Annotated in this window: 19 protein-coding genes; 6 read left to right on the plus strand and 13 right to left on the minus strand. The window is 70.5% G+C overall.

Annotation, left to right across the window (positions count from 1 at the left end; genetic code table 11):
- The first annotated feature begins 56 nt into the window (after positions 1-56).
- Entirely contained in the window at positions 57-1,145 is a 1,089-nt protein-coding gene (locus tag KZ829_RS01720; RefSeq protein ID WP_220142092.1) for an Lrp/AsnC family transcriptional regulator, read from the plus strand.
- Here KZ829_RS01720 and KZ829_RS01725 read toward each other — a convergent pair.
- Genes KZ829_RS01725 through KZ829_RS01735 form a run of 3 tightly spaced genes read right to left on the minus strand, consistent with a single transcriptional unit; the run spans position 1,138 to position 4,327 of the window.
- Positions 1,138-2,979 carry an RICIN domain-containing protein gene (locus tag KZ829_RS01725; protein WP_220142093.1) on the minus strand — a complete coding sequence of 614 codons (1,842 nt, stop codon included), beginning with the start codon at positions 2,977-2,979 and terminating at the stop codon, positions 1,138-1,140. The genes KZ829_RS01720 and KZ829_RS01725 overlap by 8 nt on opposite strands.
- A gap of 60 nt (positions 2,980-3,039) precedes the next feature.
- On the minus strand, positions 3,040-4,107 hold the full coding sequence (locus KZ829_RS01730) for a LacI family DNA-binding transcriptional regulator (protein WP_220142094.1): 1,068 nt from the start codon (positions 4,105-4,107) through the stop codon (positions 3,040-3,042).
- A complete protein-coding gene (locus tag KZ829_RS01735; protein WP_220142095.1) occupies positions 4,091-4,327 on the minus strand; it encodes a hypothetical protein in 237 nt (78 codons plus the stop codon). The genes KZ829_RS01730 and KZ829_RS01735 overlap by 17 nt, the downstream gene beginning before the upstream one ends.
- 81 nt (positions 4,328-4,408) lie before the next feature.
- On the opposite strand from KZ829_RS01735, the gene KZ829_RS01740 reads away from it, so the two are divergent.
- The 3 genes from KZ829_RS01740 (at position 4,409) to KZ829_RS01750 (ending at position 6,523) form a co-directional block, all read left to right on the plus strand.
- Positions 4,409-4,798 carry a ribosomal maturation YjgA family protein gene (locus KZ829_RS01740; RefSeq protein WP_220142096.1) on the plus strand — a complete coding sequence of 130 codons (390 nt, stop codon included), beginning with the start codon at positions 4,409-4,411 and terminating at the stop codon, positions 4,796-4,798.
- Between the two features lie 221 nt (positions 4,799-5,019).
- On the plus strand, positions 5,020-6,027 hold the full coding sequence (locus KZ829_RS01745; protein ID WP_220142097.1) for a trypsin-like serine peptidase: 1,008 nt from the start codon (positions 5,020-5,022) through the stop codon (positions 6,025-6,027).
- Positions 6,028-6,127: 100 nt separating this feature from the next.
- Positions 6,128-6,523, plus strand: coding sequence for a hypothetical protein (locus KZ829_RS01750; RefSeq protein ID WP_220142098.1), 396 nt, complete (start codon positions 6,128-6,130; stop codon positions 6,521-6,523).
- A gap of 61 nt (positions 6,524-6,584) precedes the next feature.
- Here KZ829_RS01750 and KZ829_RS01755 read toward each other — a convergent pair whose 3' ends face one another.
- The 8 genes from KZ829_RS01755 to KZ829_RS01790 form a co-directional block, all read right to left on the minus strand.
- The gene (locus KZ829_RS01755) at positions 6,585-7,862 is read right to left on the minus strand and encodes a lysine N(6)-hydroxylase/L-ornithine N(5)-oxygenase family protein (protein WP_220142099.1); all 1,278 of its coding nucleotides are present in this window, start codon (positions 7,860-7,862) and stop codon (positions 6,585-6,587) included.
- A complete protein-coding gene (locus tag KZ829_RS01760; protein WP_220142100.1) occupies positions 7,855-8,949 on the minus strand; it encodes an NAD(P)/FAD-dependent oxidoreductase in 1,095 nt (364 codons plus the stop codon). Before KZ829_RS01760 ends, KZ829_RS01755 begins: the two co-directional genes overlap by 8 nt.
- Positions 8,946-9,734, minus strand: a complete 789-nt coding sequence (locus KZ829_RS01765; RefSeq protein ID WP_220142101.1) for a type 1 periplasmic-binding domain-containing protein — start codon at positions 9,732-9,734, stop codon at positions 8,946-8,948. The genes KZ829_RS01760 and KZ829_RS01765 overlap by 4 nt, the downstream gene beginning before the upstream one ends.
- A complete protein-coding gene (locus KZ829_RS01770; protein ID WP_220142102.1) occupies positions 9,731-11,212 on the minus strand; it encodes a class I tRNA ligase family protein in 1,482 nt (493 codons plus the stop codon). The genes KZ829_RS01765 and KZ829_RS01770 overlap by 4 nt, the downstream gene beginning before the upstream one ends.
- Entirely contained in the window at positions 11,209-11,556 is a 348-nt protein-coding gene (locus tag KZ829_RS01775; RefSeq protein WP_220142103.1) for a cupin domain-containing protein, read from the minus strand. Before KZ829_RS01775 ends, KZ829_RS01770 begins: the two co-directional genes overlap by 4 nt.
- Positions 11,553-12,743, minus strand: a complete 1,191-nt coding sequence (locus KZ829_RS01780) for an APC family permease (RefSeq protein ID WP_220142104.1) — start codon at positions 12,741-12,743, stop codon at positions 11,553-11,555. Before KZ829_RS01780 ends, KZ829_RS01775 begins: the two co-directional genes overlap by 4 nt.
- Positions 12,744-13,034: 291 nt before the next feature.
- Positions 13,035-14,009, minus strand: coding sequence for a helix-turn-helix domain-containing protein (locus tag KZ829_RS01785; protein WP_220142105.1), 975 nt, complete (start codon positions 14,007-14,009; stop codon positions 13,035-13,037).
- Positions 14,010-14,103: 94 nt separating this feature from the next.
- Positions 14,104-14,403 carry a hypothetical protein gene (locus KZ829_RS01790; RefSeq protein WP_220142106.1) on the minus strand — a complete coding sequence of 100 codons (300 nt, stop codon included), beginning with the start codon at positions 14,401-14,403 and terminating at the stop codon, positions 14,104-14,106.
- Between the two features lie 281 nt (positions 14,404-14,684).
- Between KZ829_RS01790 and KZ829_RS01795 the strand changes: the two genes are divergently transcribed.
- Together KZ829_RS01795 and KZ829_RS01800 are read left to right on the plus strand one after the other, a co-directional pair.
- Entirely contained in the window at positions 14,685-15,059 is a 375-nt protein-coding gene (locus KZ829_RS01795) for a response regulator transcription factor (protein WP_220142107.1), read from the plus strand.
- Positions 15,056-17,107, plus strand: coding sequence for an ATP-binding protein (locus KZ829_RS01800; protein WP_220142108.1), 2,052 nt, complete (start codon positions 15,056-15,058; stop codon positions 17,105-17,107). The genes KZ829_RS01795 and KZ829_RS01800 overlap by 4 nt, the downstream gene beginning before the upstream one ends.
- Positions 17,108-17,172: 65 nt before the next feature.
- Here KZ829_RS01800 and KZ829_RS01805 read toward each other — a convergent pair whose 3' ends face one another.
- Complete coding sequence (locus KZ829_RS01805; protein ID WP_220142109.1) at positions 17,173-19,323, minus strand: acyltransferase family protein; 2,151 nt, start codon at positions 19,321-19,323, stop codon at positions 17,173-17,175.
- Positions 19,324-19,489: 166 nt separating this feature from the next.
- Positions 19,490-20,644, minus strand: a complete 1,155-nt coding sequence (locus tag KZ829_RS01810) for an acyl-CoA dehydrogenase family protein (RefSeq protein ID WP_188121118.1) — start codon at positions 20,642-20,644, stop codon at positions 19,490-19,492.
- Between the last annotated feature and the right edge of the window lie 128 nt (positions 20,645-20,772).

Genomic DNA, 20,772 nt, shown 5'->3' on the forward strand with positions numbered 1-20,772 from the left:
CGGTATGGTCGGCAGAATGACCGTGGTTGAGGCTGGATTGCAGAGATCCGCCGTTCATGGCCCCTGATACGCCGGAAAAGTTCACGCTCGACGAGCTGGACTACCAGTTGGTGACGGCGTTGCAGTTGGCGCCACGGGCCGACTGGCAGCGGATCGGCGCGGCGCTGGGTGTGGACGGGACGACCGCGGCCCGCCGCTGGAACCGCCTGTACGGCTCCGGCCACGCCTGGATCAGCTGTCTCCCGGCGCAGCTCGCGATCACCTCCGCGGTGTTCGCGATCATCGAGGTGGACTGTGTGGCCGGCCGCCTGCCCGAGGTGGCCGAGAGCCTGGCCGGTGACGTGAACATCGTGACGCTGGAGCACGTGACCGGCGCGCGGGACCTGCTGATCCAGGCCGCCTTCTCCGATCACGTACAGCTCGGCCGCTACCTGAGCCTGCGGCTCGGGATGCTGCCCGGGGTGGCGTCGACGCGCACCCAGATCGCGGTGACCGTGCACACCGAGGGCAGCCGGTGGCGGCTGGACCGGCTGAGTGAGCCGGCCCGCCGGGCGCTGACCGGGGCGAGTCCTCGGCAGCACTGGTCCGGGCGGCGGTTCAGCGACGAGGATCTGGCGCTCGTCCAGGCGCTCAGCACGGATCCGCGGCAGCCGGCGGTGCGGCTCGCCGAGCGGACCGGACTGAGCCCGACGACGGTACGGCGACGGCTGGACCGGATGGACGCGGAGCGGTCGATCGGCTACCGCTGTGAGGTGGCCCGGTACGTCTCCGGCTACCCGATCTCGGTGTCGCTGTGGTGCACGCTGCCGCCGGCCGAGACTCCACGGGTGGTGAGCAGGCTGTCCGGGATGCGGGAGACCCGGTTCTGCGCCACCCTGTCCGGTTCGGCGAACCTGCTGGTGGTGGTGTGGCTGCGGTCGGTGCAGGAGATCGCGGCGTTCGAGGCGCGGCTGGCCGTGCAGGCGCCGGAGCTGACGATCACCGACCGGGCGGTGGCGCTGTGGGTGATGAAACTGGGCGGCCACCTGCTGGATCCGCTCGGACGGAACCTGCGCGCCGTACCCCTCGGATTCTGGTCCGACCCGGTGTCCGACGCTGCCGAAGGCGAGCTCCTGGCCCGCCTTCGGCAGACCGGTATCAGTTGAGGGTCCACCTCTGGTTGGCGCCGGTGGCGCAGGTCCAGATCTGGAGGCGGGCGCCGTCGGCGGAGGTGTTGCCGGTGACGTCCAGGCACTTGCCGGAGTACGTGTTGACCAGCCGTTGCGAGCTGTCCAGCGTCCACTTCTGCGAGGTGCCGGTGTGGCAGTCCCAGAGGTGCGCGACGGTGCCGTCGGCGTTGCTCGGTCCGCTGATGTCCAGGCACTTGCCGAGCGACCGGAGCGTGCCGTCACCCGGCCGGGACCACTGCTGGGCCGCGGTGCCGTTGCAGCCGTAGAGCTGGATCGCGGTGCCGTTGGCGGTGGCGGCGCCGGCCACGTCGACGCACTTGCCGCCCAACCCGGTGATGGTCCCGCCGGGCGTCTGGCTCGCGGTTCCGGCCCAGGTGAAGGTCGCGGTGGTACGGGCCGGCAGCGTGTACACGAAGGACTGCCCGCCCCAGTTCACCCGCACCGACTGGCTGCTCGTGCCGCCGTTGTGCGCGATCAGGGCCTTGCCGCCGTCCGGGTTGCGCCACGCCACGTTCTGCACGGCGGTGTTGTTCGAGGCGATCCGGACCGCGCCCGGCTTGACGAACTTGGTGAGGTGCCCGGTCGTGTAGTACTCGACGGTGTAGTCGACCTGACCGGCCCGCGAGCCGCCCTCCTGCACGGTGATCAGCCCGGTGCAGGTGCCGCAGCCGCCGTTGTGCGGGCCCATGTTCTGGTTCAGCGCGAGGCTCCACTTGACCAGGCTGCTGCTGTAGTTCCGGGCGTAGTTGACGATGTCGGCCAGGTCCTCGTTGTGCTGGTTGGTGATCCAGGTGCCGCCGGAGTGCTCGGTGCTGAACTGCTTCACGGCCGGGTACTGGTCGTGGACCTGGGTGCCGACCGCCGGGTCGCCGAAGTAGCCGTGCCAGGCGATGCCACCGAAGAGCGGATCATTGCGCACGCCCGTGTCGGCCAGGATCGCCGCCCCGAAGTTCGCGTAGTCGCCGTAGTTCCAGTCGTGGATCAGCACCTTCGTGGTGATGCCGGCCGCACGGAACGCCGGGTAGACGTGGTTCTTGGTGAACTCCACCAGGCCGGACGGGTTCCAGCTCATGCCCGGGTAGTTCATCGCCGTCGGGTTCGCGGCCTGGCAGCAGTTCGGCTCGTTCTGCACCGAGATGTAGTTGATCGGCACTCCGGCCGCCTGGTAGCTCTGGATGTACTTGACCAGGTACTGGGCGTACGTGGGGTAGTGCTCCCACTTGAGCCAGCCCATCTGGTCCATCCGGCCGTTGTCCTTCATCCAGCCGGGCGCGCTCCACGGGACGCCCTTCACCCGCAGCGCGGGGTTCAGTTGCCTCGCCTGCTGGGTCAGGAGACGGACGTTCGTGTCGTACCCGTTGGTGTTGAAGTCGTTGAGGTCGCAGCAGGTGTCGTCGAGCGAGACGTTGCCGGGCCGGGACAGGTCGGAGGCGCCGATCGGGTTGCGGACGAAGGAGAGCCCGATGCCCTGGCTCGGGCTGAACAGCTTCGTCATCACGGCGTCCCGGGTGGCCGCGCTGACCGGGCCGCCGCGCAGCAGGTGGGCGGTGGTGTCGGTGATCGACGCGCCGCCGCCCTCGAAGGTCTGGTACGTGGTGCCCTCGTCGATCGTGATGGTCTGGTTCGCGCTGCCGCCGGCCGGGCCGAACGCGATGGCGGCCTGCTGCTGGAGGCCGCGGGTGACGACGCGGCCGGCGCTGTCCGAGGTGGTGGTGAGGTGGACGTTCACCGTCTCACCGGCGGCGTGGGCGGGGGTTGCGCTCATCGTCACGCCGAGAGCCGCGATGAGCAGCGCACTTCGCACGCGCATGAGGACTCCTGTTCCGTGGGGGAAGGTAACAGGAAGGAAACCTCTGTTAATTCGGAACGGTCAATGAGATGGAGTTCCGGATCGGGGTACGGCGGTTCCGGAACCGTGAAACACGTCAGGAACGGGCCCGGTGGAGTCACGGATCACGAGTTCGGTGGCCAACTCCACGTGCAGCGCGTCCAGGCGGTGCCCACCCAGCATCCGCAACAGCAGATGTACGGCCATCCGCCCCATCTCCTCCAGCGGCTGCCGGACCGTGGTCAGCATCGGCCGGCACGCCTGCCCCAGCTCGATGTCGTCGAACCCGGCCACCGACAGATCCGCCGGCACCCGCAACCCGCGCTCGGCGGCCGCCCGCAGCGCCCCGATCGCCATCTTGTCGTTGAAGGCGAGCAGCGCCGTCGGGCGTTCCGGCAGGTCCAGCAGCTCGGCGGCGGCGTGGTGGCCCAGCTCGGTGGTGGGCTCGGCGACGAACCGGGTCAGCTCCGGGGTGGGCAGCACACCGGCGTCGGCCAGCGGCGAGAGATAGCCGGCGAACCGGTTCTCGCCGGCCAGCCAGTCGCGGGGCCCGCCGATGATCCCGATCCGCCGGTGGCCGAGCCCGACCAGGTGGGCGGCGAGTTGCCGGGCGCCGGAGAAGTGCGCGGCGGAGACCGCGGCGAGGTTCCGGGGCGGCGGGGTACGCGGATCGAGCACCACGAACGGGAAGCCGCGATCACGGAGCCGGGCCAGTTCGGCACCCGGCTCCGGCGGCAGGATGAGCACGGCGCCGGCCACGTCACGCCGGCCGGTCAGCGCGGTGAGCACGTGGTCGCGCTGGGCCGCCACACCCGCGTTCAGGATCACCTGGAGACCGTGCGGCTCCAGGGCCTCGGCCACCGCGGAGACGATCAGCCCGAAGTAGTCGGTGAGCACGTACGGGCAGCGGACATAGATCCCGGTGGCCCGCTCCCCGCGCCGCCGGGGTGCGCCGCGGCCCAGTTCGGCGATGGTCGCGAGCACCCGTTCCCGGGTGGCCGGGGCGACGTTGGCCCGCCCGTTCAGCACCCGCGAGACGGTGGCGATGGACAGGCCGGTGCGGGCGGCCACATCGCGGACGGTCGCTCTTGTTTCATCGCCCTGTTTCATGGCGGCGAGGATACGACCGCGCCACCGTTCCGTAGAGATACATGCCGGCGAGCACGCCCGCGCCGACGCGCAGGGCGAGCACACCGACCAGGCTCGGCCCACCCCAGTTACCGCTGTAGGTGGCCGGATCGGTCAGGTCGAGGACGAACGGCGTGGCGACCGCCTGCGCGACGAGCAGTGTCGCGGCGATCACGCCGAGCATCTTGAACAGCAACTTCATGCCTTCGACGGTAGGAACGCCGAACTCCGGGCCGCATCGGGATGATCCCCGATACGGCCCGTAAGCCCTACCATCGCGGCCATGTCGATCACGCGCTTCCGGCTGGCCATGCTCGGCGCCGCGCTCGGGTTCCTGGCCGTCGCGCTGGTGATCCGGGCGGTGGCGCCCCTGGGCAGCTGGGTCGAGCAGTCGTCCGGCACCGCCCTCTACGCCTCGATGACGTACGCCGGCGTGCTGTTCCTCGCGCCCCGGCTGTCCCCGTTCACGGTCGGCGGGATCGCTCTGGGCTGGTGCTGGGGCGCCGAACTCTTCCAGCTCACCGGCGTTCCGGCGGCCCTCTCCGAGGACAGCCTGCTGGCCCGGCTGGTCCTCGGTGCGGCTTTCGACCCGATCGACCTGATCTGGTATCCGATCGGCATCGTCCCGCTGGTGGCCGTACATCTGATGATCCGCAAGCGCACGATGAAATAGGAATATGTTGTTAAGGCTTGCGAATTGATCATGCCATTGGCCTCGATCCGCGCCTTGACTCAATTAGAAGCATTCCAAAAAGTCATCGAAGGTTCTTAATGTCCGCCCTATAGTCGCACTGCTGCGCGGGGCATAGACCAAAGACAATCGACCATCGCCGTGCACCCGGCAGCGATGCAGTCCGTCACTGCATCCGGACCGATTCCCGTGAAAGGGGAAAGATGCTACGGCGCCTTCGATCACTATTCGTTGCGATTCCACTCACCGGCGCACTTGCCGCAGCAGCCCTGTCGGCCCCCGCCCAGGCCGACCCGGCGGCGAATGCGGCTGTCGGCGTCGGCGTCGGCGTCCGCACCGCGGCAAGCTACTGGACCACCGAGCGCATGCTCAACGCGAAACCCGTGCCGGTGCCCGAACTGGACGCGGCCACCGACGCGAAGCTGTCCGAGCAGGCAGGGCCGCAAGGCCGCGCCGGCAAAGTCGACGGCGCGACCGGTTCGATGCGCGAGCAGGGACCGATCCGACAGCTCGCCGACCCGGGCGCCAGTGCTGCCACGTGGAGCTCGACGAGTTCGCCGCCCGGGGCGACGTCCGGCAAGGTCTTCTTCGTCGGGGCCGACGGCGGCAACTACGTCTGCTCCGGCAGCACCGTCAACAGCGGCGGCAAGAACCTCGTCTTCACCGCTGGACACTGCGTCTCCAACGGCTCGGGCACCTGGTACAACAGCGCGCCGTGGACCTTCGTGCCCGGCTACAACAACGGCAACGCGCCGTACGGGCGCTGGACGGCCCGCCAGCTCTGGACCCGCCCGGCATGGCACAACGGCGCGAACCGGGCCGAGGACATCGGCGCGGCGGTGATGTCCACCAATGCCAGTGGCTCCAGGATCGTCGACTGGGTCGGCGGGCAGGGGATCGAGTGGAACTACCCCCTGTCGCAGTACCAGTTCCAGTTCGGCTACCCGTCCAGGACACCGTTCAACGGACAGATCCTCAAGTACTGCACGGGACAGTCCTACAACGACGGTGGACACAACGGGATCAATTGCAGCATGACCGAGGGCGCCAGCGGCGGCCCGTGGCTGGATGACTTCGACGGCACTTTCGGCCGGCTCGACTCCGTCAACAGTTGGGTCTTCTGGAATTCCAGTGGTGTCCGATACAAGTGGAACGGACCCTATTTCGGAAACAACGCCCGCGATTTCTACAACGCGATCGCCAACCTGTAAGGACGTCTAAGGGTACCGGGCGAACAGCCCGGCACCCTTCGCGTGGAACCGGGCAATGCGCCACGACGTCCCATCCGTCGACGACGAATCAGGAGGGCCCATGAGCACTGCCCGAATCAATGTCGTGATCGCGATCGGGGCGCTGACCGTCTTGTTCGGTTGCGCGGCGCCGGCTACGGAATCGGATGACAGCCGGGCTTCCGCCATGAGCGGATCATCCGGCCCCGGCGATGTCCTCACCGTGCGGGAAGCGATCGACCTCGGTGCCGGACAGGTGCGGGTGCGGGGCTACGTCCTGATCACGCGGGACAAGGTGACACAGCTCTGCACCGGGCTCGCCGGCTCCTATCCCCCGCAGTGCGGCACCCCCGCGCTGGTCGTCCAAGGGCTGGCCGTCGACCTGATCCCGCACCGCGAATCGGCTCAGGGCATCGTGTGGGGTGGCGAGATCACCGTCCAGGGCAGCCTCTCCGCCGGCGTGCTGAGCGTGACCTGACCGGAGCCCGCGGAACAGCGGGGTTGACCATCGAGCGTCCAACCCCGCTGTGACCGGGCCGTCAGCGGGAGACGGCGAGCTCGCGCCTCGCGGCGGGGGTGGAGACGGTGGCCCGCGCCGACGCGATGACCCTCTCGGCGATCTCGCCACCGCGGACGGCGATGTTCGAGAGCAGTCCCGAGCCCAGCCCGTGCCCGGACTCGGTGGAGCCCAGGACGAAGACCGGCAGCGCCGACCCGTCGGCCCGGTGCAGGCGGTAGTCGCGGGCCAGCCAGACGCCGGAGGTGTCGCCGAAGGAGCCGCCGAGCAGTCTCCGGGGCAGCGGCGAGGTGAACCCGGTGGCGCAGACGACCGCGTCGTACGTCTCCCGCGCGGTCGACCCGGTCATCCGCCGGAGGACGTCCAGCGTGACCCGGCCACCGGACGCTCGGGCGCCGGTGACGCGGGCCGCCCGGTGGAAACGCAGCCGGTCCCCGCCGGCCACCTTCTCCTGGTACTCGAAGTCGTAGAGCCAGGTGAGCAGGTCCGGGTCGACGCAGCTGTAGTTGGTGGCCCGGTGCCGGTCGAGCAACTCGGCACGGACGTTGGCGTCGGCGAAGTAGAAGTCGTCCACCGCGGAGGGATCGAAGACCCGGTTGGCGAACGGGCTGGAGTCGGCGGGCGTCATCCCGTACCCGGACATGAAGCAGTCGACCGAGACGCCCGGGTAGGTGTCGAGGACGTGCCGTACCGACTCGGCGGCGCTCTGCCCCTGCCCGACGACGGCCACCCGCGCCCCTCTGCCGAGGCCCGCGGACCGCAGGCCGCCGATGAGCCCGGTGTTGTGGAGGACGCCCGGCAACGCCGCGGCCCAGTCCGGCATCCGGGGCGTCGAGCCGGCGCCGATCGCGACGTACCGGGTCGTGGTGGTGTGCCGGGTGCCGTCCAGGTCCCAGGACACGACACAGCCGCCGGTGTGTTCGTCCAGGTCGACGGAGACCACCTCGGCGCCCCAGCACACCGGCACCTGGAGCCGCTCCACGGCCCACCGCAGGTAGTCGGTGAACTCCAGCCGGCTGGGGAAGAACGACTTGCGGTTGATGAAGTCGCTCATCCGGCCGCGCTCGTGCAGGTAGTTCACGAAGGTGTAGGCGCTGCGCGGGTCCCGCTGGGTGGCGAGGTCCTTGAGGTAGCTGATCTGCATGACGGAGGAGGGCAGCAGCATCTCCGGATGCCAGTCGAACCCGGGACGGCGGTCGAGGAACTGCGCCCGGGCCGGAATCCCCGCCTCCTCCAGGGCGATGGCCAGACCCAGGTTCGCCGGGCCGAGGCCGACACCGACAAGATCGCGCTCAAACATGGTCCCCACCCTCGACGTCGTTGCTGTACAGGGTCTGCGCGACGTCGTTGTCGCTCGCCGTCATCCGGTCGGCGATCCGCTCGCCCAGCGCGGGCGCGATCTTGAAACCGCCCCCGGAAAGGCCGGTCACGTACCAGAGGCCGTCGGTGGCCGTCGGCGCCGGCACGTCGCCGTGGTGTCCCGGTGCCGCGTACATGTCGGACGCGACGACGCTGCTCAGGTACTCGACCCGGGACAGGGCCGGTATCCGCCGGGCCAGGGCCTCCGCCGCCCGCAGTCCGGTCCGCCGGTCGGCGACGTCCCGGCGGCCGGGCCGGCTCCAGGGCATCGGGTCGGCCCGGCCGACCAGGAGGACGCCGGGACCCTGCTCGGGCGCGGGGCGCATCCAGGTGTCGGGGACGGTGTCCACGAACGTGTGCGGCACCGCGCCGGGGTCGCCGAGGCGGACGAAGGAGTAGACGATCCGCCGTCGCTCCACCTCGGGGGCCGATCCGGGCGGCAGGAGCGCGGCGGTGCCCGGCCCGGCGGCCACGATCACCTGGCGGGCCCGTACCGCCGGGCCCGCGCCGGCCAGCGAGAAGCCGTCGCCGCGGGTGATCACCTGGCGGACCGGGCCGGTCAGCGTGATCCCGGCGTCGTCCCGGCACCGGTCCGCGAGCCAGCGCAGCGCCTCGCCCGCATGGACGAAACCGCCGTACGGCTCGACGACGGCGCAGTCGCCCCGCTCCAGCCGGACCGGATGCCGGGACGGCCCGCCGATCACCCGGTACGGCACTCCGGCGGCCGCCATCTCGGACAGCGCCGTCCGGTCCAGCCCGGCCCGCGGCACGACGTGCACCGAACCGGTCCGCCGGTAGGCCGGGCAGTTCAGCCACACCGAGGTCAGGCTGCGTGCCGCGAGCCGGGTCAGGAACGGATCGGCGGAGTAGGCGCGGACCAGTCCCCCGCTGAGGGCCGAGGCCGACGAGCCGGCGTCCTCCGGCGCCCCACCGCTGAGGACCACCCGCAGGCCACGGGCGGCCAGGGCGAGAGCGGTGAAGCGGCCGACGATGCCGTCCCCGACGACAGCACAGTCCACGATGGTCATGCCGGGGTCTCCCAGATCGGTACGTCGTACCGCTGCGCCCACAGGTCCACCAGTTGCGACCCGGTGAGGTGGCGTTCGACGGCCTCGAGCATGTGCCGGGCGCAGCGGTCGACGAGGACCGCCGGGTCGGGCCGGGAGGTGACGACCCGCGGCCGGTCGCCCGGCGGCAGCTCGTCCCAGTCCGGCGAGCCCACCCAGCTGTCGTCGGTGAGTGCCACGCGTACCTCCCGGCCGTTCTCGGCGACGGCCCGCATCGCCTCCTCGGCATCGGTCAGGGTGCCCAGCACCACCAGCGTGGTGGCGCCGGGCTGCTGGAGGACCTCCCGCACGCTGGGCCGGACCCGGCCGCCCATGAGCTCCCACGCGCCGGCGAGCCCGTCGGCCGAGGGCCCGGCCCACGCCTCCGCCGGCCGGTACGCCCGGAACAGCACGGCGGCCTGCGCCAGGTTGTCCGGCATGGGGGCGATCACCCCCGGGTCCGGGTCCAGGTGTTCGCGGGTGATCTCCGGCGCCGAGGAGAGCGGGAAGGCCACCGGGATGCCGGCCCACCGGTAGGCGGTCAGCGCGCCACCGGCCGCCTCGCTGGAGAAGTGCCCCACCACGGCCGAGTAGCCGGCCGATCCGGCGATGCGCCTGGCGATGGCGACGGAGCGCTCCGGATCCGCGGCGTCGTCGAAGACCTCCACCGCCGGATGCTCCAGCAGCGACGGGGGGAAGAGCCTCCCCCAGCGAGCCCGCGGGCCGGTGCGGGGCGCGACGACCGCGAGACGGCCTGCGGTGCTCATCCCACGCCCAGCCCGAAGTACCTGGCCGGGCGCTCGGTGCCGGAGCACGCCTGCCGGAGGTACGCGCTGCCGTCCGGCACGACCGGGGCGGCGGCCTCGGCGAACTCGGCGGTCCAGGCCCGCAGTGCGGCGGCCGCGGCCGTCCCCTCGGGCCCCATGGCGCGCACCTCGTCGAGCGCCGACCCGATCACCCGGGCGGCGGACATCAGCTGCTCGACCGCGGCCGGCGGGTCGAAGTCGTCGGGCCGGCAGAACCGGCGGGCCAGGTCCAGCTGCGCCCGTACGGCACGTCCGCTGCGCCGCAGGTCGGCCGGGAGAGCGGCCTCGTCCACGGTGGTCGCCGTGCCGTCCAGGGCGAACACCCCGCGGAAGGTGGCGTCCCAGACATCGAGCACCTTCTCGGTACGGCTGAGGTCGTCCAGGGTGAAGTCGGTCCGGCTGGTCGCCGGCCGCCGGAGCAGGCAGTGCAGGCGCAGCAGGTCCGCCCCGACGACCGGGAGCAGCTCGGACGCCCAGATGGCGTGCCGCCGGCTGGTGGAGAACTTGGAGCCGTTCAGCTGGAAGAACTCGTTGACGACGAACTTCTCCGGCAGCAGCTCCTCCCGGCCCAGCGCCAGGTTCACGGCCGGGAAGAGGACCGCGTGGAAGTAGCCGTTGTCGATGCCGAAGAACTGCACGAGCCGGTCGTGTCCGGCGGGCGGCGCCTCGGCGGCGTACCCCTCGGCCATCTCCAGCCACACGTAGGTGCGCAGCGCCGGGTCCGCCTCGGTGGGGATGCCCCAGTCCGACGGGTGCGAGACGAGGATGTCGGGCAGCCGTTCGGCCGCCATCGCCCGGCAGACGGCGCGCAGCCGCTCGGGCATGTCGCAGGACGCCCAGAACTCCACGAGCCGGTCCCGCAGCGGTTCCAGCGGCAGCACGTGCAGTTTGGTCTGCCGTACCTCCGGGGTCGCGCCGCAGCGGATGCAGAACGGGTCGACGACGTCGGCGCAGACGTTGGGGCGGCAGCAGTCCTCACAGGCGTTGCCGTTGGTGCCGGCCCCGCAGTGCGGGCACTTCCCGCCCAGGTAGGCCTCGTACAGCCAGAGGTCGCAGGGCTCGCAGAACGGCAGCGGCCGCTCCTCCGCCACCACGTGACCGCTTTCGATCAACAGCGAGAACAGATTTCGTACGCGGGACTCGTACTCGACGCCGTGCGGTCGCACGATCGCGTCGAACCGCACGCCGGCCGCGGCCCAGGTGTCGACGATCGAGCGGGTGTACCGCTCCGCCGTCTCCTCGGGCGTGCCGCCCTCCCCCCAGGAACGGCGCGGCACGTACGTCTGGTTGTCGTCGAGGCCGGTGGAGTACCAGGTCTCCTGCCCGTCCGCGGCCAGCGCCCGGGCCATCACGTCGCCGGCCAGGTAGGGCCCGGAGATGTGCCCCACGTGCAGGTGCCCGTTCGGCGTCGGGGGCGTCGCCGTGATCCAGGTGCTCATCGGGTCTCCTTCAGGGGCCAGTACACGGAGAACCAGGTGAGCTGCTCGCCGGTGCAGTGCACGACGTGCTCGTGGTTCTTCTCGATGAAGACGACGTCGCCGGCGCGCAGCGGGGTGGACTCGGCGCCCGAGACGAGGGTCCCGCGGCCGCCGGTGACGAACACCATCTCGCGCTGGTCGTGCTGGTCCGGCTCGGTCTGCCGGCCGGGCTCCAGCCAGCAGCCCATCGCGCCGAGCGTCTCGTCGTCGATGAGGCTCAGGGGGAAGACCCGCTGGCACCGGGTTCCGAACTCGCCGTCCGCCGATTCCTCGGACAGCGTGGCCATATGGCGCAGGGCGGTCATTTCCGTACCTTTCCGGTGGCCAGGACCACCACGACGAGGACACAGACGAAGAGCAGTCCCGCGACGCCCCGCGATCCGAGGATCACCAGGCTGCTGAGCAGGACGACGACGGCCTGGACGCTCCACCTCCGCTGCAACCGCGCGAGGGCGGCGCTGCACAGCGCGTAGACGGACATGAACAGCGCCGATGTCCAGGCGAGGAGGTCGGAGTGGGTGACGATCCCGGCCCCGAAGAGGGCCAGCGTGCCGGCGTACGCCAGGGCCAGCACGACCTTGGCGCGCGACTCGGAGGTCCGGCCCCGGACGGCGTGCACGTAGAGCCGGGTGGCGCCGAGCACCCACGCGTTGGTCGCCGCGATGATGGCGACGGCGGACGCGGCCAGCAGGACCAGGCGCAGGGGCGCCGGCAGGCCGGCGGTCAGGGCGGACACCAGGGCGGTGGGCCCGCCGGGCGGCAGCGCCGCGTAGGCGACGGTGGCGGCCAGGTAGGTCAGGGCGACCAGCGGTACGGCGCGCCGGATCGCCCTGGGGAAGGTCTGCCGCGGGTCCCGCACCGAGCCGCCCAGCAGGGAGACGTTCTCCCAGCCCAGGTAGGCGTAGAAGGCGACGCCCGCGGCGGTCAGCACACCGGCCACCGACGTGGAGCCCTGCCGGCCGAGGTTGGCCAGGTCCATGCTGGGCACCGCGAGGACGATGCCGACCCCCAGTGCGACCAGCGCGATCTTGATGCTGACGTCCTGGATCCGGGCGATGGCGCGGTCGCTGAGCCCGGCCAGCGCCAGGGACAGCAGCATCAGCGCCATGGCCGTGACCGGCACCGGGGGCAGCCGGTCCGTCAGCGCCTCCAGGTAGTGGGCGGTGGCGATGGCCATGGCCGGGTTCCCGACCGCGTAGACCACCAGCAGCAGACCCTGCGCGATGGTGGCGTTCGCGGAGCCCATGCCGGCGCCGATGACGTCGGTGATGCCGGAGACCCGGGGGAACTCCATCGAGATGCGGGCGAACATCTGGGCGATACAGACGCAGATCCCGGCGAGCACCACCCACACCAGCGGGGCGGCCCAGCCGGCCTCCTGGACGGAGATTCCCGGCACCACCAGGATTCCCGCGCCGAGGACGCTGGAGACGTACATCTGTGTCAGTTGATTGACCGACCACTGCCGTTCGGCCAGAGCGTTCTGAGCCATTCCGGTCAGCCCCAGATCAGGCCGGTGTCGGCCGCCGAAGCGGTGGTGAGCTGCTCATACCCGACTCCGGTCACCAACAGGACAATGGCTGCGGCGAGAGCGAAAACGGAGACGGCAAGCGCAGAGCGAGCGACCGAAAAAGACATGGCGATACCCCCGGCTGAATACCTGGATTGAATGTCCGCGTCATTTCTGGCCGTTCTCGGCCTGACATGAACAACTATCCCGGGCGCCGGGGTGGGCGGGAAGGTCTCCGGACTGTCCCGAACCGGCCTGGCCGGTTCCGGCCGCCTAGATCCAGCCCTCGCGGGCGGCCAGCAGGCCGGCCTCGAAGCGGCTGCGCGCGCCGAGCCGCTCCATCAGCTCCGCCATGGCCCGGCGGCAGGTGCGCTCGGACAGGCCGAGACGGGTGGCCGCGGAACTGTCGGTGTGCCCCTGGGCGAGCAGTTGCAGCAGCTCACGCTGGATCGGCGTGATGCCGTCGCTGTCGCGCGCGACGGCGCCGAGCGGGACGGCGGTCCGCCACACCTGCTCGTACAGGGTGACCAGCGAGGCCACCACGCCCAGGCCGGAGAGCTGCAGGACGCCCTGTGCGGTGTGGCCAGGGTCGATGGGGACGATCGCGATCGCCCGGTCGAAGATCAGCATGCGCGGCGGGAGCAGCGGCGCGGTGCGCACCTCGGCGCCCACGTCGGTCAGGGACTTCGCGTACTCGGCGGCGACCGGATCCCGGCGGGCCGAGTCCCGCAGCGACGTCCGGATGGTGATCCCCCGGGCCACCAGCTCGGCGTTGTGCCGCCGGGCCGTCTCGGCGGCCGCCACCGACGGCACCGACGGCACGATGCTGAGCAGTTCCTCCCGCAGCGTCAGGGCCAGTTCCTCCAGCCGGCTCTGGATCGCGTCCGGCCCGACCACGCGCTCCGCCTCGGGCGCCTCCTCGGCGGCCTGGTCGCTGTACTCGGCGAGGATCGCGGCCACCGCGGCCTGCCCGGCGGCGATCCGCCGGAGGCGGTGCTCGACGTCGGCCTGCTGGCGGGCCAGCAGCGACTGGAGGCCGAGGGTGGGGCTGACCGCCCGCAGCTCCCCCTCGCGTTCCGCGGAGGGGCGCAGCAGCGCCAGATCGAAGAGCTGGTCGAGTGCCCCGCGGACGGTGTCCTCGTCGGCGGCCAGATGCTCGACGAGGTCACGGACCCCCCATCGCGGGTGGGTCAGCAGGAGGCGGTAGACCGACTCGGCTTCGCTACCCAGGCCCAGCACATCAAGCATGCTTCGAATCTAGGCAGTGCCGCACGTATGTCCATGACCTGGAAGAAGACCCAGGGCTCCGGCTCGGCGGGTAGGGGTGGACCGGGGAACCGGATCAATGTCGCAGACTGTCGAACGGGATGTCGGAGCCGGCCACGATCCGCCACTGCCGCAGCAGCGGCGAATTGGCGAGCACCCGCAGCATCAGCGCGTCCGCGGTGGCACGCCCGGCCGGGCCGTCGGCCGCCTGGAGGAACACCCCGACCTCGAAGCCGCCAGGAACCGCCCGGGCCACCACGTGCTCGACCTCGTCCCCGGCCCGTGCGGCCGCCCAGGTGGCGTCCACCAGCACCACCGCGTCGACGGCGGCCGGCACACCGGGGCGCGGCGCGAGGGAGATCCGGGCAAGTCGCATTGGCCTTAACCTCTTCTTCACTCTTGCCGTACATCATCGAGGTCCCACTTCGGACAGCGGAAGGCGGTCGGCCCGGCCGGAACCGGCCTGGCCGAAAGCGGCCATTGATCACCCGGATTCCGCGGCGGTGGACTCGGGGCTGGTCTCCGGGGTGGCCCAGCCCGGACATGCGAACGAACAGCGCGATGCCTGGCCGTCCAGCCTGTCGATTACCGACAAGCCTGCCATAATGGTCACGACCTGGCATGGTGGTAAAAATCGATCCCGGTGCGAGGTGCGGCATGGCACTGGTTCTGGTGGCGGACGACGACGCGGACATCCGCGACCTGGTCATCTTCAAGCTCGAAGGGCTCGGCCTGGAGACGATCGCCGTCGAGGACGGCGAGACGGCTCTGGCGGCGATCCGCGAGCAACGCCCCGCCATCGCGATCCTCGACATCGCCATGCCCGGCCTGTCCGGCATCGACGTGTGCCGGATGATCCGCGCGGATCCCGCGATCGCGGACACCCTGGTGCTGTTACTGACCGCCCGGGTGCAGGAACAGGACGTCGAACGCGGCTTCGCGGTCGGCGCCGACGACTACGTCACCAAGCCGTTCAGCCCACGCGAGCTGGTGTCACGCGTGCAGACCCTGTTGAGCAGGACACGGGCGTGAACCCGCGGCCACCGCCGCCGAACGCTGGGTCGACCAGCATCGGACAGCTGTTGCGCCGCGCCTTCGGCGGGGTGGTGGCACTGGTGTTTCTCATGGGCGTGGCCGGGCTGGTGACCACGGTCCCGCCGTTCGTGGCGATCAATGCGCCGTTGAACGACCTGCTCCGCACCCGGAGTTCCAGCGCCATCGTGCGCACGCTGCTCTTCGACGGGCAACAGGGCCTCAACGGCTACCTGCTCACCGGCCAGGACACGGAACGGACCTCGTACCTGATGGCCCGGCGGGATTATCCGGCCGCGGAGGCCAGGCTACGTGATGTCACGATCGACGACACATACGCACTGGTCGAGACGCTGACAACGGAGGCCACCAGGTGGTGGGCCCTGGCCGACCAGCAGATCGACAGCATGCCGAGCACTCGGCCGTCCACCGCGGAGATCGCACGCGAGCGAGAGCAGTTCGCCCGGGTGGAGTCCGCCTACCGGGCGCTGGACCTACGCCTGTTACAGAAGATCAGCGAGATCAACCGCATCAACAACGTCCTGACCGCGGTCGTGCTGGCCGTGCTGGCGATCACGACGGCGCTGGCCGGCTGGTTCGCGATCCGGATCGGGAACTCGGCCACCCGGCGTATCACGAGACCGCTCGGTCAGGTACTCGAAGCCGTCGCCCGGCTCGGTCGCGGCGAGCGCGAGGTCCGGGTGACCCTCGGCGGAGCTCCGACGGAGATCGAGGAGGTCGCGGCGGCGGTCAACACGGCCGCCGTCGAAGGAGACCGGGAACGCCGTACCTTCGACGCGTTCCAGGAGCACAGTGCGGCGGTACGGCACCACCTTTCGCGCGGCGAGGCGGTGGCGGCGGCAGCGCAGGTCCTCGGTGACCTGCTCGGCGCCGACCACGTGGTGATCCGCCTGCCCCCGGATCCCGACGGGGAACCCGAACCGGAGATCTGGAGTGGGGCGGGCGCCACGGGCGACCCCACCCCGTTGGCCTGCGCACCCGTGGACTGGGACGCGTCACAACCGGGCAAGGCCGTCGTCCGCGACGTCCGGCAGGCGCCGCCCGGGCCGATGACCGACGCGCTGCACGCGGCCGCGGCCCGGCGGGTGATCGAAGTGACGTTCGGGGAGGGTGGGACGGCGACGGGACAGCTCACCGTCGTACGGCAGCGCGGGCGGGGAGCCTGGCGGCCGTACGAGGTGCATCTGGCCGGCGTGTTCGCGGCCGACCTCGCGCGGATCCTGACCCACGCGAAGCTCTTCGAGCGGGCACACGAACTCCTGGCCCGGATGCGGGAGGTCGACGCCACCAAGATGGAACTCCTGCGGACCGTCTCGCACGAGCTGCGGACCCCGTTGACAAGTGTCGCCGGCTACCTGGAAGTCCTGATCGACAGGGAGGCCGGGCCGCTGAACGCCGCGCAGGAACGGATGCTCGGCGTGATCGACCAGAACGTCGTACGGCTCCGGCGGCTCATCGAGGACCTGCTGATGGTGTCCCGCATCGAGGCGGGGCGGCTCGCGCTGTCCCACGACCTCCTCGACCTCAGCGCCCTGGTGCGCACGGCGTGCACGGAGATCCAGCCCGCGGCGCACAAGGCCGGCGTCGCCGTGACCTGCGACGTCGACGAGCCGATGACGATACGGGGAGATCGGGAGCACCTGGATCGCGTGCTCCTCCAGGTGCTGGCCAACGCGGTGAAGTTCACCGGGTCCGGCGGGACGGTGACCCTGGCCGCCCGCATCAGTGGACCGAACGCCGTACTCGTCGTCCGGGACACCGGCATCGGCATCCCGGCCGCGGATCTGCCGCACCTGTTCACCCGGTTCTTCCGGGCCACCAACGCCGTCCGGCAGGCGATCCCCGGCACCGGCCTGGGCCTGACCATCGTGTCGACGGTCGTGGAACAACATGGCGGAACGGTCACCATCGACTCCGAGGAGGGTGTCGGCACCACGGCCACGATCGTGCTCCCGATCGCCGGGCCCGCGGACGACGACGCGACCCCAGCACACCGGACGGACATGCATGAATACTCATCCGCTTGATACCGTGCCGCCGGCCTTCGTCGCCGAGGGCGGGGAGGTCTGACGGGTCCGCCGGGCGTTCCGGGTCATCGGGGCAGGCGTGCCGCCAGCAACGGGGTCACCATGGTGGCGTATTTGGTGCTGATGTGGTTGTCGTCGCGCCAGGACAGGAGGTTGCCGACGACCGCCGGGCAGACATCGGTGCAGAACCAGGGCACGGGATCGATGACCGTGACACGGCCGGCCTTGGCGGCCCGGTCGACCAGCGCCTGCCGTTCCGGGTAGGCCACCGCCTTGCCGACGGGCTGGACGCAGGCGGTGATGTTCTTCGAGTTGGCCGCCAGGCATTCGGGTGCGTTGCGACCCGGCGACGGGGTGTCCTTGATCATTACCAGCCTGGTCCTCCGATGCTTGATGGCGCCGAAGACCTCCGCCCAGCCGTCCGCGACGGTCTGATGCCGGCGGCTGTCGTCGCTGCTGAACTGACTCCCGTTCCGGTCGATCAGGCCACCGGCGTCGAACCCGCTCGAAGACATGATGACCATGTCCGGGCGGACCTGCTTGATCTCGTCGATGACCTTGGAGCGCCACTCCGGGCACTCGGTGTACTCGCGCTTGAGTTCCTTACGGTAGGTGCGGACCGCCGGGGTGAGGCAGGCGGCCTTGATGCGAATCAGCAGCTTCCAGCCGCGCTCCTCGGCGATCGCGTCGAGCGCCGGGAACCACTGCCCGGCATGCGAGTCACCGAACAGGTACACGGTCTTCTTGCCGGCCGGATCGCCGAACACGCACTCACCCGGCGCGGTGACGGTCCAGAGATCGAGGTGACAACCGGACTTCACGTAGGCCGGCACGATGTACTTGGCCCGCTCCACCTTGGGCGTGTAGTTGGACGGCAGGACCTCGATCCGGGCCGACTCGGTGATGATGCGGCGCAGCTCGGCCGCCGGATCAGCGGCCGCGGCGACGGCTTTGGCGGTGTTGACGGCCGCCGGGCCGGAGGCGAGCCGCGGTGGATTCATGATGCCGGCCTGTGCGACCAGGGCTGCCAGGACGGACAGGGCCAGGCCGACGGCCAGGCCGCGGGTGAACCGGGCCTTCACCCAGGCCTGGGTACGGGCGGGGTTCTCCACGAGGTGGTAGGAGCCGATGGCCAGCACCAGCGCCACGGCGGACAGACCCAGGTTGAGCCCGATGCCCGGCTCCACGCGCAGAGCGTGCGGGGCGATCATCAGGACCGGCCAGTGCCACAGATACCAGCTGTATGAGTACTTGCCGATCTGCCGGAACGGCCAGGTGCCGATCAGGAGCACCGCGCCGGCCCGCGGCGACGCACAGCCACCCGCGATCAACGCCACCGCGCCGAGGACCGGCAGGACCGCCGCGTAGCCGGGGAACGGGGTCGCCTCGTCGTACAGCAGCGCGGAACCCACCACCGCGACCAGGCCGATCCAGGTCAGTGCGGCGGCAGCCGGCTGGGGAAGGCGGGTGAGCCGCGTCGAGGCGACCGCCAGAAGGGCTCCGGCCGCCAGCTCCCATGCCCGTGTGTGCGCACCGAAGTAGGCCCACGGCGCGGCCGTCGAGGTCTGCGTGACGCTCACCGCGAGGGACGCCACGAACACGAGCAGAAGGACCACGACCGCCGGGGTACGGCGTTCGGCGCCGCCGCGTCGCCCGGTCGTCCACGCGAGGATCAGCAGCAGTAGCGGCCAGACCAGGTAGAACTGCTCCTCCACCGCGAGCGACCAGAAGTGCTGCAGCGGGGACGGCTCGGCGCCGGCATTGAGGTACTGGACCCCTTCGCTCGCGAGTCGCCAGTTGATCCCGTAGAACGTCGCGTAGATCGCGTCCAGGGCGATCGACCCGAACCGGGTGGCCGGCATCCACAGCCAGGTCGCCGCCACGGTCAGCAGCAGGACGACGGTCGAAGCCGGCAGCAGGCGAGTGGCTCGCCGGGCGTAGAAGTTGCCCAGCGAGATCGTGCCGGTCCGGCTCAGCTCCTTGAACAGCAGAGTGGTGATCAGAAACCCGGAGATCACGAAGAAGACGTCGACGCCGACATAGCCACCGGCCACCCAGGAGATGCCCGCGTGCGACAGCACCACCAGCGTGACCGCGATCGCCCGCATGCCCTCGATATCGGGCCGGAATCCGGGGTGCGACCCGGAAGCGGTTCGCTCGACGCTGGTCTTGTCCGGCTGGGCTTTCTGCGGTTCTGTGCCGAGGGAAACCGACATGTCCTACCTAGCAATGAGGGGAAGCGACGCGTTGATCAAGCCGAGAGCTGGCTGATGCTACACGTGACGCATAGACAGCGCACAGCGCCTTCATCACAGTCCGGCAGAACGTGGCCGGGCGCATGCGCCCGGCCACGTGGCCTCTGAACAGTGGAAACAGCCGTTCTCAGCCCTTCAGGAGCTGCCTCGCCATCACGATGCGCTGGACCTGGTTGGTGCCCTCGTAGATCTGGGTGATCTTGGCGTCGCGCATCATGCGCTCGACCGGGTAGTCGCGGGTGTAGCCGTAGCCGCCGAGGATCTGGACCGCGTCGGTGGTGATCTCCATGGCGGCGTCCGAGGCGAAGCACTTCGCGGCCGCGCCGAAGTAGGTCAGGTCGGCGTCGCCGCGCTCGCTCTTGCCGGCCGCGGCGTAGGTGAGCTGGCGGGCCGCCTCGAGCTTCATGCCCATGTCGGCGAGCATGAACTGGAGGCCTTGGAAGTCGGCGATCGACTTGCCGAACTGCTTGCGCTCCTTGGCGTACCCCAGAGCGAAGTCGAGCGCGCCCTGCGCGATGCCGATGGCCTGCGCCGCGATGGTGACCCGGGTGTGGTCGAGGGTCTTCATCGCGGTGGCGAAGCCGGTGCCCTCGTCGCCGATCATCCGGTCGGCCGGGATGCGTACGTTGTCGAAGTAGACCTCGCGGGTGGGCGACCCCTTGATGCCGAGCTTCTTCTCCGGCGCGCCGAAGCTGACGCCCTCGTCGGACTTCTCGACCACGAAGGCGGAGATGCCGCGGGACCGGGCGGACGGGTCGGTGACCGCGAAGACCGTGTAGTACTCGGAGACGCCGGCGTTGGTGATCCACCGCTTCACGCCGTTGAGCACCCAGTGGTCGCCGTCGCGGACCGCGCGCGTGGTCATCGAGGCGGCGTCGGAGCCGGCCTCCGGCTCGGAGAGGCAGTACGAGAACATCGCCTCGCCCGAGGCCACCTTCGAGAGGTACTTGTGCTTGAGCTCCTCGGACCCGGCGATCAGCAGCGGCATGGTGCCGAGCTTGTTGACCGCGGGGATCAGCGACGACGAGGCGCAGGCACGGGCCACCTCCTCGATCACGATGGCCGTGGCGAGGGCGTCGGCGCCGGCGCCGCCGTACTCCACCGGGATGTGCGGCGCGTGGAAGTCGGAGGAGCGGAGAGCGTCGTACGACGCCTTGGGGAACTCACCGGTCTCGTCGGCCTCGGCGGCGTGCGGGGCGACCCGCGCGTCGCAGATCTCGCGCACCGCGGCACGGATCGTCTCGTGGTCCTCCGGAAGTCGGTAGACGTCGAAGTCAGCCATGTCCTTAACCTTCCCTAAGCCGGTCCCGAGCCATGTTACCGGCGCGTAGCGTGGCCCTGGCAACACCGCCTCCTGTGCCGAATATCGCCGCCCGATCGGGGGCATGCCGGGAAACCGCCGGGTTCGGG

This window comes from Actinoplanes hulinensis (genome assembly GCF_019429605.1).
Taxonomy (GTDB): Bacteria; Actinomycetota; Actinomycetes; order Mycobacteriales; family Micromonosporaceae; genus Actinoplanes; species Actinoplanes campanulatus.

What these genes read in the sequence shown, in the direction of transcription:
- KZ829_RS01720 (WP_220142092.1), top strand. Translation starts at nt 57, where the DNA reads ATGGCCCCTGATACGCCGGAAAAGTTCACGCTCGACGAGCTGGACTAC.
- KZ829_RS01725 (WP_220142093.1), bottom strand. Translation starts at nt 2,979, where the DNA reads ATGCGCGTGCGAAGTGCGCTGCTCATCGCGGCTCTCGGCGTGACGATG.
- KZ829_RS01730 (WP_220142094.1), bottom strand. Translation starts at nt 4,107, where the DNA reads ATGAAACAGGGCGATGAAACAAGAGCGACCGTCCGCGATGTGGCCGCC.
- KZ829_RS01735 (WP_220142095.1), bottom strand. Translation starts at nt 4,327, where the DNA reads ATGAAGTTGCTGTTCAAGATGCTCGGCGTGATCGCCGCGACACTGCTC.
- KZ829_RS01740 (WP_220142096.1), top strand. Translation starts at nt 4,409, where the DNA reads ATGTCGATCACGCGCTTCCGGCTGGCCATGCTCGGCGCCGCGCTCGGG.
- KZ829_RS01745 (WP_220142097.1), top strand. Translation starts at nt 5,020, where the DNA reads ATGCTACGGCGCCTTCGATCACTATTCGTTGCGATTCCACTCACCGGC.
- KZ829_RS01750 (WP_220142098.1), top strand. Translation starts at nt 6,128, where the DNA reads ATGAGCACTGCCCGAATCAATGTCGTGATCGCGATCGGGGCGCTGACC.
- KZ829_RS01755 (WP_220142099.1), bottom strand. Translation starts at nt 7,862, where the DNA reads ATGTTTGAGCGCGATCTTGTCGGTGTCGGCCTCGGCCCGGCGAACCTG.
- KZ829_RS01760 (WP_220142100.1), bottom strand. Translation starts at nt 8,949, where the DNA reads ATGACCATCGTGGACTGTGCTGTCGTCGGGGACGGCATCGTCGGCCGC.
- KZ829_RS01765 (WP_220142101.1), bottom strand. Translation starts at nt 9,734, where the DNA reads ATGAGCACCGCAGGCCGTCTCGCGGTCGTCGCGCCCCGCACCGGCCCG.
- KZ829_RS01770 (WP_220142102.1), bottom strand. Translation starts at nt 11,212, where the DNA reads ATGAGCACCTGGATCACGGCGACGCCCCCGACGCCGAACGGGCACCTG.
- KZ829_RS01775 (WP_220142103.1), bottom strand. Translation starts at nt 11,556, where the DNA reads ATGACCGCCCTGCGCCATATGGCCACGCTGTCCGAGGAATCGGCGGAC.
- KZ829_RS01780 (WP_220142104.1), bottom strand. Translation starts at nt 12,743, where the DNA reads ATGGCTCAGAACGCTCTGGCCGAACGGCAGTGGTCGGTCAATCAACTG.
- KZ829_RS01785 (WP_220142105.1), bottom strand. Translation starts at nt 14,009, where the DNA reads ATGCTTGATGTGCTGGGCCTGGGTAGCGAAGCCGAGTCGGTCTACCGC.
- KZ829_RS01790 (WP_220142106.1), bottom strand. Translation starts at nt 14,403, where the DNA reads ATGCGACTTGCCCGGATCTCCCTCGCGCCGCGCCCCGGTGTGCCGGCC.
- KZ829_RS01795 (WP_220142107.1), top strand. Translation starts at nt 14,685, where the DNA reads ATGGCACTGGTTCTGGTGGCGGACGACGACGCGGACATCCGCGACCTG.
- KZ829_RS01805 (WP_220142109.1), bottom strand. Translation starts at nt 19,323, where the DNA reads ATGTCGGTTTCCCTCGGCACAGAACCGCAGAAAGCCCAGCCGGACAAG.
- KZ829_RS01810 (WP_188121118.1), bottom strand. Translation starts at nt 20,644, where the DNA reads ATGGCTGACTTCGACGTCTACCGACTTCCGGAGGACCACGAGACGATC.